12 protein-coding genes are annotated in these 13,973 nt (G+C 31.7%); 10 read left to right on the top strand and 2 right to left on the bottom strand.

What is annotated here, in order from left to right; translation table 11 throughout:
* Positions 1–40: 40 nt before the first annotated feature.
* The 3 genes from ASE40_RS15600 (at position 41) to ASE40_RS15590 (ending at position 2,298) form a co-directional block, all read left to right on the top strand.
* Positions 41–325, top strand: coding sequence for a hypothetical protein (locus ASE40_RS15600; protein ID WP_128414982.1), 285 nt, complete (start codon positions 41–43; stop codon positions 323–325).
* Positions 326–349: 24 nt separating this feature from the next.
* Positions 350–1,246 carry a LysR family transcriptional regulator gene (locus ASE40_RS15595; RefSeq protein ID WP_057118016.1) on the top strand — a complete coding sequence of 299 codons (897 nt, stop codon included), beginning with the start codon at positions 350–352 and terminating at the stop codon, positions 1,244–1,246.
* Between the two features lie 74 nt (positions 1,247–1,320).
* Positions 1,321–2,298 carry a YeiH family protein gene (locus ASE40_RS15590; RefSeq protein WP_057118015.1) on the top strand — a complete coding sequence of 326 codons (978 nt, stop codon included), beginning with the start codon at positions 1,321–1,323 and terminating at the stop codon, positions 2,296–2,298.
* 3 nt (positions 2,299–2,301) lie between these two features.
* Here the strand turns inward: ASE40_RS15590 and ASE40_RS15585 are convergent, their stop codons facing one another.
* Entirely contained in the window at positions 2,302–3,102 is an 801-nt protein-coding gene (locus ASE40_RS15585) for a hypothetical protein (RefSeq protein WP_317039107.1), read from the bottom strand.
* Between the two features lie 324 nt (positions 3,103–3,426).
* On the opposite strand from ASE40_RS15585, the gene ASE40_RS15580 reads away from it, so the two are divergent.
* Positions 3,427–4,425: a zinc dependent phospholipase C family protein gene (locus ASE40_RS15580; protein WP_057118013.1), complete on the top strand. Its 999-nt coding sequence runs from the start codon at positions 3,427–3,429 to the stop codon at positions 4,423–4,425.
* 76 nt (positions 4,426–4,501) lie between these two features.
* Here the strand turns inward: ASE40_RS15580 and ASE40_RS15575 are convergent, their stop codons facing one another.
* Complete coding sequence (locus ASE40_RS15575) at positions 4,502–6,643, bottom strand: alkaline phosphatase family protein (RefSeq protein WP_057118012.1); 2,142 nt, start codon at positions 6,641–6,643, stop codon at positions 4,502–4,504.
* 200 nt (positions 6,644–6,843) lie between these two features.
* On the opposite strand from ASE40_RS15575, the gene ASE40_RS15570 reads away from it, so the two are divergent.
* From ASE40_RS15570 to hisB, 6 genes are all read left to right on the top strand, one after another.
* Entirely contained in the window at positions 6,844–7,506 is a 663-nt protein-coding gene (locus ASE40_RS15570) for a response regulator transcription factor (RefSeq protein WP_057118011.1), read from the top strand.
* 3 nt (positions 7,507–7,509) lie between these two features.
* Positions 7,510–8,910, top strand: coding sequence for a sensor histidine kinase (locus ASE40_RS15565; RefSeq protein ID WP_057118010.1), 1,401 nt, complete (start codon positions 7,510–7,512; stop codon positions 8,908–8,910).
* 310 nt (positions 8,911–9,220) lie between these two features.
* Positions 9,221–10,078, top strand: coding sequence for an ATP phosphoribosyltransferase (gene hisG / locus ASE40_RS15560; protein WP_057118009.1), 858 nt, complete (start codon positions 9,221–9,223; stop codon positions 10,076–10,078).
* A 102-nt stretch (positions 10,079–10,180) separates the two neighbouring features.
* A complete protein-coding gene (hisD, locus tag ASE40_RS15555; protein WP_057118008.1) occupies positions 10,181–11,464 on the top strand; it encodes a histidinol dehydrogenase in 1,284 nt (427 codons plus the stop codon).
* 130 nt (positions 11,465–11,594) lie between these two features.
* Complete coding sequence (hisC, locus tag ASE40_RS15550; protein ID WP_057118007.1) at positions 11,595–12,641, top strand: histidinol-phosphate transaminase; 1,047 nt, start codon at positions 11,595–11,597, stop codon at positions 12,639–12,641.
* Positions 12,642–12,786: 145 nt separating this feature from the next.
* Entirely contained in the window at positions 12,787–13,923 is a 1,137-nt protein-coding gene (gene hisB, locus ASE40_RS15545) for a bifunctional histidinol-phosphatase/imidazoleglycerol-phosphate dehydratase HisB (RefSeq protein WP_057118006.1), read from the top strand.
* Positions 13,924–13,973: the final 50 nt, after the last annotated feature.

The raw sequence follows: 13,973 nt of genomic DNA, 5'->3' as shown, positions 1-13,973 counted from the left end.
TTTAATTTTCTTTAGTCTGTTTTTTTGTACTATTTTTTCTTTGATTTATATAAATGCTAGAAAAGAAAATAGAAATGACTATCAATTTGTGATCACTAAAATTAATGAAAATGCAAAAGGTTACATTACTGCAAATGGTGTGAAAAAGAAATTCAAATTTGCTAATTTTAATTCTTACAAAATCGATATTAAAAAAGATGATAGTTTAGTTAAAAAAGCATTTTCAAAAAAAGTTTATATTTATAGAAAAGATAAAAAAATAGATAAGTATAATTTAGTTTTATTATTAAACGAATCTGGAACATTTCCAATAGATTGGCAATAATTATTTATCTTTAATTTTTTTGAAATGGACTTCAGGCTAAAAGTTTTCTACACCGTTGCGCTCCGCCTTAATTTTACTAAAGCGGCAACAGAATTGTATATTACACAGCCAGCAGTTTCCAAACATATTCAAGAACTCGAAGAAACCTACAAAACCAAACTTTTTGAACGAAACGGTTCTAAAATAGCCTTAACACCAGCTGGGAAAACTCTATTAAAATACACTAAAAGTATTTTTGATATTTACCGAGAAATAGATTTTGAAATGAGTTCATTCAACAAAGAACGTCAAGGTTTATTGAGGCTGGGAGCAAGTACGACAATTTCGCAATACATAATTTCTCCAATTTTAGCTAGTTTTCATCAAAAGCAAAAAGATATAAAAGTCAATCTACTGAATGGAAATACTGAACAAATCGAAAACGCCCTAATCAATAAAGAAATTGAAATTGGAATTGTTGAAGGGCAGTCTAAAAATCAAACCATAAAATACATTCCGTTTTTAAAAGACGAATTGGTTTTGGTCTGCAATAGTAAAAATCCGTTAGTGAAGCAAAATGAAATTTCAGTAAACGATTTAAAATCAATGAAATTTATAACTCGCGAACGTGGATCTGGAACACTTGAAGTTATAGAATTTGCATTGAAAAAAGCAGGTTTGAAATTTTCAGATTTACAAATCGAAATGCAGTTAGGAAGTACAGAAAGTATAAAATCGTATTTATTAAACTCTGATTGCTTTGCATTTATGTCGATTCATGCCGTAAATAAAGAATTGCTAAACAAAGAATTAATAGTTCTAGATGTCGAAAAATTAGCAATAGAAAGATTCTTTTATATCATTACTTTAGTTGGAAAATCAGATTCGTTATCAGAATTGTTTATTCAAAATATTGCATCTCACTATAACTTAAAGTTATAGTCAATTGCAATTTACGATTGGTATTTATGGGTTAAACAATAGAACTTTGCAATATAAACATCAATTACTTTATTTTGAAAACAAAACAACATACAGCAACACAATTATTCGAAATTAATCATTCATTACAGCAGGCGCTTTTTGCTTTAGTAATTTTGTTGTGTTTATTCTCAATCATTTCTCCGCCAATCGCACTTTTATTAGGAGTACTAATTGTAAATGTTTTCGGAAATCCATTTGTTCAATTCAATCATAAAGCAATCACATTTTTACTGCAGTTTTCAGTTGTGGGTTTAGGTTTCGGAATGAACGCCCATAGCGCAGTTTCAGCAGGAAAAGAAGGTTTTATTCTAACCGTTTTTTCAATTTTCAGTACTTTAATTTTTGGTTTTTTAATTGGTAAATGGCTGCAAACAGACAAGAAAACATCCCATTTAATTTCTTGCGGAACTGCAATTTGCGGAGGAAGTGCAATCGCGGCTATTGCGCCAGTAATTAAATCAAACGAAAATCAGACTTCAATTGCTTTGGGAGTAGTTTTTATACTGAATTCAATTGCCTTATTTGTTTTTCCATTTATTGGGCATCAATTAGATTTATCCCAAAAAGATTTCGGACTTTGGTGTGCAATTGCAATTCACGATACCAGTTCGGTTGTTGGGGCTGCTAATAAATACGGAGCAGAAGCTTTACAGGTGGCAACAACAGTAAAATTAGCAAGAGCTTTGTGGATTATTCCAATATCACTTTTAACAGCTTTTGTTTTTAATAAGCAATCCAGAAGCTTTGGGACAAAAATAAAAATCCCTTATTTTATTGGGTTATTTATTGTGGCTATGCTTGTAAACACATATTTGCCTTCTACAAATACTTTCACCACACATATAGTTGGCGTAGCTAAAATTGGTTTAACAATTACTTTATTCTTAATTGGTGCAACTCTAAATTTCTCTACTTTAAAAGCAGTAGGAGTAAAGCCTTTATTACAGGGAGTTTTTCTTTGGATCTTTATAGCTGTTTTAGCTTTAGTCTCAATTATTTACTTGAGTTAAAAGCTATTTTACATTTGAAAATTTGACAGTTGGTTTGTCTATCATCTTATAAAATTTTCCTTTAAAAGAAAAACGTCTTTCAATTTCAAAATCAAACTGTTTTTTAGTTTTGGCCATTTCAGCTATTTCTACAGGAAGTGTTGCTTCAAATTCATCTTCGGCTTTTGCGTCTTTATTATAAGAACCGTTGGTTTTTACTATAATATCTCTAAAATGTTTTTTAGCAACATCATCAACAACTTTATAAGAACCAGTCCATTTTATGCTTGCAACATTGGTTAATTGATACTCATTAACTTCCATTATAGGTTGATATTTACCATCAAAGCCAGCCACAAGATACAGATAGCCTTCATACGGGCCACCGGCACCGCCATTAATATGCGAAATGGTAAAAGCAAATTGATCTTCTCCAATTTGTAAAAGTTTTGGAGTAGGACATTGTGCAAAAGCTCCAAAAGCAGCAACACCAGGCTGAAAAGATTTCATTTCCCAGACGTTACCATTTTTAGCGAATTTTGCTAAACCTAACAAACCGCCGGAAAAACGTCCAGTTTGTAAGCCATCTTCATCATGAACAGAATGATTAAAAGCCAATATTTTAAATTGATTTCCTTTAGAATCTGCATAGTCAATATTAGCAAGAAGTCTTGTAGCTATGCCATTTGAATAGGGGAACATTTGATCGCCTTCTACACCATTTACATCTACAAAAGGAGCAGGTTTACAAGTTTTGCAGGTCCAGCTTACAAATGTATTTTTCTCTTTAAGATGATATAATTTACCAGGAAACAATTTTTGCATTATTCTTTCCGCATTAAAAGGATCGGAAAATCTAACTGTTCTTTTTGAATTTAAGATACTATCACTAACATTTTTTGGTTTGATTTCGTTCTCCTGAGCAAAGCAAACAGTCGATAAAAAGAAAATTATATTTAGAAAAGTAAAGCGCATGGTTTTAAGGTTTAGTCCATTAACAAACTTACGAAAGAAAATCTTTATACATGAACTTATGTTAGTTATATGGTGTAAAAATTTCAAAAAATTAAATTTACATAATCTTAGACGGTTATACTTTGAATTATCCATAAATAAGGTAAATTTGCACCTCTAAATACAAAAACAAAAATGAAAAACTTCAAATCGAAACCAAGATTAATTGCGTTCTGTGCTTTAATCATTGGGTTTTTTACTTTATCCTGGGGAATTGTAGGTCACGAAAGAATCAACAAAGCAGCTGTAATGGCATTGCCGCATCCACTTCAGGTTTTCTTTTACAATCACATTGATTTTATTACACAAGAAGCTTCAGTTCCAGATATTCGTAAATATGCTTTAAGTTATAAAGACGAAGGTCCAAGACATTATTTTGATATGGAAAACTTTGGTCCAGCTGATAGCTATCCACAAACTTTAGAAGAAGCAAAGAAAAAATATGACGCTAAATTTTTAAGCGATAACGGAATTTTACCTTGGTATATTGAAGATATGATGGCAAAATTGACTAAAGCTTTTAAAGATAAAAATAGAGCTGAGATCTTATTTTTGGCAGCAGATTTGGGGCATTACATTGGCGATGCGCACATGCCATTGCATACTTCTGCAAATCATGACGGGCAATTAAGCGATCAAAAAGGAATTCATTCTCTTTGGGAGAGCAGACTTCCTGAGTTATTTGCTAAGAATTATAAATTAAATGTTCCTTATGCGCATCATTATGATGATGTTCACAAAGCAATTTGGGATATGATAAATGATACACACAGTTTAGCACAGCCTTTATTGGATATCGATAAAAAATTAAGAACGGCTACGCCAGAAAACCAAGTTTTTAAAATGGATGCTGACGGAAAAGTATTGAAAAGTAAATATAATACAGCTGTTTTTGCAGATGAATATGCTAAAAAACTACACGATCAGCTAAACGGAATGGTTGAAAGTCAAATGAAAAAGGCGATTGAGGCAACAGCAAGTTTTTGGTATACTGCATGGGTAGATGCTGGAAAACCAGATTTGAGTGATTTAGATTCACCAGCAGTTACTCAAAGAAATTATCAATTTTTACAAGAAGATTTAAAGCTATATCAAAAAGGAAATCTTTTTGGATTGAAAAACCAAAATGATTAATTTAAGATTTATAGTTTCAAGCTTAACGAAACTAAAAAAGCCTCAAGTTGTTGAACTTGAGGCTTTTTTTATGTATTTATCGAACCTTTGCGTATAATTTAGCATTCTTAAAAGTTAAACCTAAATCTTTAAGCTGGTACTCTTTTTTCTTTAAAACGTAAGAAGCAGATTGATAATAAGAAATCGTTTCATTGGTCAATTCCGTATTTTCGGATTTTAGCGGGATTTCATCATAATGAATCTGAAATTCAGGTGCAATGCCGGCTTTTGGGTTAAGTTTTAATTGAAATTGTTTTATTTGTTGTTTTGGAGATAAAATTGTCAAAACATTATCTTTTATAAAACCTAAATCTTGATAAGTGGCAATAAAAGCCCTAGGCTGATAATCTGGTTTTAAAACATCCTGCCCGAAAAATTTACTTTTATAATCAAAATTTAACAGCCCAAATAATGTTGGCATAATATCAATTTGAGACATTAATTTGGTGTATTTCTCAGGTTTACTATATGGAGAATAAATTAAAGCTGGAATTCTGTATTTGTCTAACGGAAGTTGTGTTTTTCCGGCACTCGAAGCACAATGATCGGCAACAATAACAAAAACAGTATTGTTGAACCAAGGCTGTTCTTTAGCTTTGTTGAAAAACTGGCGAAGCGCATAATCGGTATATTTTACGCCGCCGTCGCGAGATTTTATATTTCCTGGAATATCAATTTTATTGTTCGGATATGTAAACGGCCTGTGATTACTAACCGTCATGATATGATTGAAAAAAGGTTTATTCTGCTGTGCTTCAGCGTTCATAATCTTTATAGCTTTGTTATACATGTCTTCATCGCAGACTCCCCATACATTCGAAAAAGTAATTTCATTTTCAGAAAAGTTAGATTTATCAATAATCTGATAACCGTTTCCAGAATAGAAGTCCTGCATATTATCGAAAAAAGCATCTCCGCCGTACATGAATTTTACGTTGTAACCTTTTTTAAGAAAAACAGAACCAGTAGAAAATTTGTTTTTATTGTCTTCTCTTTTCACAACACTCTCTCCAGCAGTAGGAGGCAAGCATAAAGTTACAGCTTCAAGACCTCGTACCGTTCTGTTTCCTGCAGCATATACATTGGTAAATAATAAACTTTCCTGTGCTAAGCTATCTAGAAATGGCGTGATATTCTGTTCGTTTCCGTACATTTTCATGAAATCAGCACTTAAGCTTTCAACCGTAATTAAAACTACATTTTTATGTTTTTCGATAGAATCATTATTGATTTCACGTAAAGTATTTTCTCCAGTAATTGTCGGAAATTGTTCTTTTAAAAGTGCAAAAGCTTTTTCGTTCGAAATTGTTTTATAAAATTTAAAATAATCAAGTTTGTTATTCTGAAAAGCCAAGTAAAACTTATAAATCCCGTTAGATTGTAACTCGTTAACAAATACATTTTTTGAATTTTCCGTTTTAGCTAGGCTTGGAATTGCAAATAAAGAAGCTGCAAATAGTGCTCCGTAAATAGCTGTAATTTTAAGTTTTTCGGTGAAGTTTGGAATTTCATCAATATAATTTCGGGAATTCTTTATAATAAAAAATGTAATAATTCCAGTAATAATAAATAATCCCGAAAATATAGGAATTACAGGATAAGACTGCATAATGTTACCTATAACTTCATTGGTGTAAATGAGGTAATTAACAGCAATAAAATTGTACTTAACTCCAAATTCATTCCAAAAGAAAAACTCACTTATCGCATTTTGAAGGATCAATAAAACGTATAAAAAAATTACAAATGTAAAAAGCCAGAATCTAATTTTGGTGCGATATTTTGGTAAGAATAAAAACAGGGCAAATAAAGTCGTTTTAATTGCCACAAAAATTAAAACAATTTTTGGCAGAGCGCCACCGTATTCATCAAAAATACTTTTTCCAGAAGCTATATAAATTAAAAAAGAAGCGAAACCCGCGAGAATAAAATATCCGTAAGGTTTATTGTATTTTGAATTGGAGATAAAAATAAGATACAGCCAAAGGAAAATTGAAGCTATTACAAATACAAAAAAATCTGAAATTAAGCCTAAGGTAAAGATTTTGAGGCTTTCAGCGAATGTAAAAGAGCTTTGTGTAATTGGGTGGAAAAAAAGGACAATTCTGAGTATCAAACTTACAATAAAGTACAATACGGCAAGATTGTAAAAAGGCGAAAGTTTTTTGGAAAAAGTCATCTAATTATTTTTTTACAAAATTACTTTCGATTGATTAACGCCAGATTAAGTTAGACTTTTACCTTACTTAACGTTATCTTAAAGTTCGCTTAAGATATTGGTTTTCTTAATACTTTGACATTTTGGCTTATTTCTGATTTGGAAATATCCTATCTTTGATGTAGAAAAATTAAATTCGGATCTTAAATTAAACACGATAGATGCATATTTTAATAGTTGAAGACGAATTAGGGATTGTTCAGTTTTTAAAACAAGGCCTACAAGAAGAAGGTTATCAGGTAACGACCGCAAATGATGGTTCTAAGGGCTTCGAATTGGCTCATGAGCAAAAGTTTGATTTGATTCTTTTAGATTGGATGCTTCCAAAAATTAACGGACTTGATCTCTGCAAAGCGATTAGGGTTAAAGATCAAACGACGCCAATTATTTTTTTAACCGCAAAAGATACTGTTCAGGAAACAATAGAAGGTTTAAAAGCTGGAGCAAATGACTATATCAAAAAGCCGTTTAGTTTTGAGGAATTGGTAGAGCGTATTAAAGTTCATTTTAGAAATAAAAAACAAACCGAAATATTAACTCTCGGAACTATCCGCATGGATTTGTCTAAGCATATTGTTTTAAAAGATCAAGAAGAGATTTCGTTAACGCAGAGAGAATTCGAATTATTAACATATTTAATTCAGCATAAAGGAAAAGTCTGTACAAGAAATCAGATTTTAAGGGATGTATGGGATATAAATTTTGAATATGACACTGGTGTAATTGATGTTTTTATGAATGCCATTCGGAAAAAACTGAAACTTAAAATTGAAGAAGATTATATAAAAACTATCCGTGGCGTTGGTTATATAGCCAATGATTAAAAAATGACATCATTATCCTTTAAAAATAGAATTGCGTTAAATTATATTTTAACAACAGGACTGCTGGTTCTGGTTGCGTTCTCAGCTATTTATTTTATTGTAAAACTCACTGTTTACAACCATATTGATGAAAATTTGAACATTGAAATTCAGGATCACTTAAAAGAAATCAAAATTGAAAACAAAAAAGTGATTTTGATGGATGCTGAAGAATGGGAGGAAAGAGAACATAATTCTGTTGATGTAAATCCTGTTTTTGTTCAGTTTTTGGATTTGAATAAAAAAATAATCGAAAAGTCTCCTAATTTAAAGAATGAAAAATTAGTTTTTCATGAAAACAAAGAACATTTTCAGCTTTTTGACACCAAATTATTAGGAAATAAAATTCGTCAAATTCAAGTTCCACTTCACATAAAAACTAAGAAAATAGGCTATTTAATTATTGCAATGTCACTTTCAGATTCTTCAAAAGTGCTGGAAAATTTGTTAGATACCTTACTGATTGCTTTTCCGATAATCCTTTTATTGTTATTCTTTCTTGCTCGATTTTTTGCAGGACGAAGTATAAAACCCATAAATGACATTATTTACACTTCTAGAGTTATTACAAAAGACAATCTAAAAACAAGAATTCCGCTTCCGAAAACTAGAGACGAACTATTCACACTTTCTAAAACCATAAACAATTTATTAGACCGAATTGAAGATGCAATCGAACGAGAAAAACAATTTACATCAGACGCCTCGCACGAATTAAGAACACCTTTGACAGTTATTAAAGGAACACTTGAAGTATTAGTACGCAAACCTCGTGACAGTAAAGAATATGAAGAAAAAATTAATTACTGTATTAATGAAGTAGATCACTTAAATTCTCTTGTGGATCAGTTACTTTTAATGGCGCGTTTTGAAAATCAAAAGCAAAATATCAATAGGGAAAATGTGTATTTAAATGCAGTCATTTTAGATGTTCTCACTTTGAATGCAGAGAAAATTAAATCTCGAAATATCAATGTAATATTAGATGCTCCTGAAGAATTTTATACCTATTCTGATAATTATTTAGTAGTAACCATTCTCCGAAATATTATTTCGAATGCAGTAAAATATTCTAATAATGATAGTCAAATTAGAATTTCGTTATCCAGAGAAAATCACAAGATTATTTGTAATATTTCAGATCAAGGAATTGGAATTGCGAAAGAAGATTTAGAATCCATTTTGAATCCGTTTTTTAGATCAGATTCCTTAAATCATTCTGAAATTAAAGGAACAGGTTTAGGTTTGTTTATCGTAAAAAGAATGACAGATCTGCTTCAAATTAAATTTAAAATTGAAAGTGAAATCGGCAAAGGAACTCAGGTCTTATTGACTTTTGAGGAATATGAAGATCCGTTAAAGTAATTTTAAAATAATTAACTATAAAGCTCTTCAGAATGTTTTTTAACAATAAACTATAGTTAAGTTAAAATAAAAATTGCTTTTTAATTAATTTATCTATTATATTTGCAACCGAATCAAAGAAGTAAAAAACAAAACCAATCATGATTTCAATTCAATTACATCATCATCATCTACATAATTGCTCTCAAGCGATGTGTTAATGGTATGCGTGTAAATCATCATATTTTAAAACCCGTTTGAGTACATCAAACGGGTTTTTTTATTCTAACTCTTTGTACTCAAACTATAAACCCAACAAACAACTAAAAAAATGAGTACTTTAAAAATTGCAATTCAAAAATCAGGTCGTTTAAACGAAGACAGCATCCAAATCTTAAAAGACTGCGGTATTTCGATCAACAACGGAATCGACCAGCTAAAGGCCGAAGCTTCTAATTTTCCTCTTGAAGTTTTGTATCTTAGAAATTCAGATATTCCTCAATATTTAATTGATGGAGTAGTAGATCTCGCTATTGTTGGCGACAATCTTTTGGTAGAAAAAGGAAAAGGAATCGAAGTGGTTCAAAAATTAGGATTCTCAAAATGTAAAGTTTCTGTTGCTGTTCCTAAAACTTTGGAATATAATTCAATACAAGATTTAGCTGGATTGCGTATTGCAACTTCTTATCCCAATACAGTTAACGAATATTTTAATAAATTTGGTTTAAGTGTAGACATTCACCAAATTTCTGGTTCTGTAGAAATCGCTCCAAACATTGGTCTTGCAGATGCAATTGTAGATATCGTTTCAAGCGGAAGCACTTTATTCAAGAACAATTTAAAAGAAGTTGAAGTTATCTTGAAAAGTGAAGCAGTTTTAGCCGTTTCTCCAAAAGTTTCTCCAGAAATTCAAAAACATATTGATACTTTAAAATTCAGAATTCAGGCGGTTTTAAGAGCTAGAAATTCAAAATACATTTTAATGAACGTTCCAAACGACAAGATTGATGCTGTTGGAAAAATTCTTCCGGTTTTAAGAAGTTTAACCGTTTTGCCATTGGCACAGGAAGGCTGGAGCAGTGTGCACTCGGTAATCGATAAAGATACTTTTTGGGATGTAATCGACCAGTTAAAAGAAGTTGGAGCAGAAGGAATTTTGGTTTGCCCAATTGAGAAAATGGTTCTTTAAAGCTTTAAGCTTTAGGCAATAGGCTTTAAGCTTTTGCCAAAGAAATTAAAGATAGTTTAAAAAGCTTAAAGCCTACAGCTTATAGCATAAAGCATAAAAATAATGAATAAGATAAACAATCCAAAACCAGAAACCTGGTCTGAAATATTAAAGAGACCAACTCAAACCATTGATGATATTGAGGTTACGGTAAAAGAAATCTTCAAAGAAGTTCAGAAAAAAGGAGATGAAGCAGTTGCAAAATACACTTCAATCTTTGATGGAATTTCCTTAGATAATTATGAAGTTTCTAAAGAAGAAATTAGTGAAGCAATTAATCTGATTCCGAACGAATTAAAAGAGGCAATCAAATTAGCAAAAGACAATATTTATAAATTTCACAAAGCTCAAAAAACAGATAGAATTGAACTAGATACTATCGAAGGCGTAAACTGCTGGCAGGAAAAAAGACCAATTCAGAAAATTGGTTTGTATATTCCAGGAGGAACAGCCCCTTTGTTTTCAACAGTTTTAATGCTTGCTGTTCCTGCTGAAATTGCGGGCTGCAAAGAAATTGTTTTGTGTTCGCCGCCAGATAAATCAGGAAAAATTAATCCAGCAATTTTATATGCAGCAAATTTATGCGGTGTAACTAAGATTTTAAAAGTAGGCGGAATTCAGGCGATCGCCGGAATGACATTTGGAACACAATCTATTCCAAAAGTGTATAAAATTTTCGGCCCTGGAAATCAGTTTGTAACCGTAGCTAAGCAATTAGCAACTCAATTTGGTGTTGCAATTGACATGCCTGCTGGTCCTTCAGAATTATTAATTGTTGCTGATGATACGGCGGTTCCTGCATTTGTAGCATCAGATTTATTGTCTCAGGCAGAACATGGAACTGATAGTCAGGTAATTTTGGTTTCGACTTCAAAGAAATTAATTGATGAAGTAGAAAAGGAAATCCAATCTCAAATAGAAGTTCTTCCCAGAAAAGCAATTGCAGAAAAAGCAATTGAAAATTCGAAATTGATTTATGTGGAAAATGATAAGATTGCTTTAGATTTAATCAACGAATACGGGCCAGAGCACTTTATCATCTGTTCTCAATACGATGATTTTTACTGCAACGGAATCGTAAATGCAGGTTCTGTTTTTATTGGAAATTATACTCCTGAAAGTGCTGGAGATTATGCATCAGGAACAAATCATACCTTGCCAACAAACGGATACGCTAAAAATTACAGCGGTGTAAATTTAGATAGTTTCATGAAATCGATGACATTCCAAAAAATTTCAGAAAAAGGGATTCAAAATATTGGAAAAGCAATTGAGCTTATGGCTGAAGCGGAAGGTTTGCAAGCGCATAAGAATGCTGTTACCTTAAGACTGAAGAGTTTAGAATAAAGAATATAGAACACAGAATATAGAACACAGAATATAGAAAATAGAAGAAAGAACATAGAATAGAAAATAATAGATAATGTTGGAAGTTTATTCTCTTTATTCTATTCTCTATATTCTAAAAATTAAGATAATGAAATTCGATATAAATACAATTACACGTGAAAACGTAAAATCTTTAAAACCATATTCTTCGGCGAGAGATGAGTTTGAAGATTTTGATACTGCAGATATGATTTTTTTGGATGCAAATGAAAATCCGTTTCAAAATGGAGTAAATCGTTATCCAGATCCACAGCAGAATTCGGTTAAAGCACTTTTAGCCAAAAATAACAATACAAAACAGAGTCAGATTTTGTTAGGAAACGGAAGTGACGAAGTTTTAGATTTGATTTTCAGAGCTTTCTGTGAACCAAAAACAGATAACATTATCACGTTGCCGCCTACATACGGAATGTACAGCGTCTTAGCGAATATCAACGCAGTAGAAAACAGAGAAATTCTGCTTACAAATGATTTTCAGCCTCAAGTAGAAAAAATTTTAGAAGCTGTCGATGAAAATACAAAAATCATCTTTTTATGCTCACCCAATAACCCGACTGGAAATTCTTTTTCAGACGAAAGCATTGTGAAATTACTTCAAAACTTTAAAGGTTTAGTAGTGATTGATGAAGCTTATATTGACTTTTCAGAAAAAGAAAGCTGGCTTGTGGAAATTGATGAATATCCAAATTTGGTAATTACTCAGACGCTTTCAAAAGCATATGGTTTGGCTGGAATTCGTTTGGGAATTTGTTACGCATCTGAAGCTGTTATTTCGGTTTTGAATAAAATTAAACCGCCTTATAACGTAAACGAATTAACACAGCAAAGAGCTATTGAACGTTTAAAAGATTCTGAAAAGATAAAACAGGAAATAGCTTCTATTATCAAGCAAAGAGAAGAATTACTTAAAGTGTTACTTGAGGTAGATTTTGTAGAAAAAATTTATCCTACAGAAGCTAATTTTGTTTTGGTTAAAGTAGATGATGCTAACAAAAGATACGATCAATTAATCGAAAAAGGAATTGTAATTCGTAACAGAACCACTCAGCCTTTATGCGAAAATTGTCTCCGTTTTACTATTGGAACAGAAGAGGAAAATGCTGTTTTAATTAGAGAATTAAAGTTATTGAAATAGAAAAAATAGAGTAAAGAATATAGAGTAAAGAATATAGAAGAAAGAATATAGAAGAAAGAAAAAAATGTAAGAACTTTAGAAATAGGATCAAAAGTCTATCCTCTTTACTCTATTTTCTATACTCTTTATTCTCAAAAAATAAAAGATGAAAAAAGTACTTTTTATAGATCGCGACGGAACGATCGTTTTAGAACCTGAAAATTACCAATTAGACAGCTTAGATAAACTGGAATTTTACCCAAAAGCTTTTCAATATCTAGCAAAAATTGCCAGCGAATTAGACTACGAATTAGCAATGGTAACCAATCAGGACGGATTAGGAACGGATAGTTTTCCTGAAGATACCTTTTGGCCAACTCAGAATTTTATACTTAAAGCCTTTGAAAATGAAGGAGTTGTTTTTGATGAAATTTTTGTTGACAGAACTTTTCCAGAAGAAAATGCGCCAACACGCAAACCTAGAACAGGAATGCTGACCAAATACTTGAACAATCCAGAATATGATTTAGAAAATTCTTTCGTTTTAGGAGATCGTTTAACCGATGTTGAATTGGCTAAAAATCTGGGAGCAAAAGCGATCTACATGAATGATATCGATGGAATTGGCAGTAACGAAATTTCATTAAAACGGGAAGAATTGAACGAAACTATTGTTTTGCAAACCATGGATTGGAAAAAAATCTATGAGTTTTTAAAGTTAGAAGCACGTTCGGCATCGATTACTCGTAAAACAAATGAAACGGATATTTATATCAATTTAAACTTGGATGGAACCGGAAAAAGCAAAATCGATACTGGAATTGCCTTTTTCGATCACATGTTAGATCAAATTTCACGTCACGGTCAAATGGACTTAGAAATTCTTGTAAAAGGCGATTTAGAAGTCGATGAGCACCACACAATTGAAGACACAGCAATTGCTTTAGGGGAAGTTTTCGCAAAAGCATTGGGAAATAAACTAGGAATCGAGCGTTACGGATTCTGTTTGCCAATGGACGATTGTTTAGCACAAGCAGCAATTGATTTCGGCGGTAGAAACTGGTTGATTTGGGAAACCGAATTCAAACGTGAAATGGTCGGTAAAATGCCAACCGAAATGTTCTATCATTTCTTCAAATCATTTACAGACGGTGCAAAAGCCAACTTAAATATCAAAGCAGAAGGAATCAACGAACATCATAAAATCGAAGCAATTTTTAAAGCTTTCGCGAAAGCGATAAAAGTTGCCGTAAAAAGAGATACTGAGAAAATGATTTTGCCTTCGACGAAAGGAATGTTGTAAAACGCTATAAGCATAGGCTGTAGGCATTAGGCCTAAAGCTTATGGCTTAA

Source organism: Flavobacterium sp. Root935 (assembly GCF_001429295.1).
In the GTDB taxonomy this organism is placed as follows: Bacteria; Bacteroidota; Bacteroidia; order Flavobacteriales; family Flavobacteriaceae; genus Flavobacterium.
The sequence above is the reverse complement of the archived record's forward strand: the minus strand, read 5'-3'. Positions and strand labels throughout refer to the sequence as shown.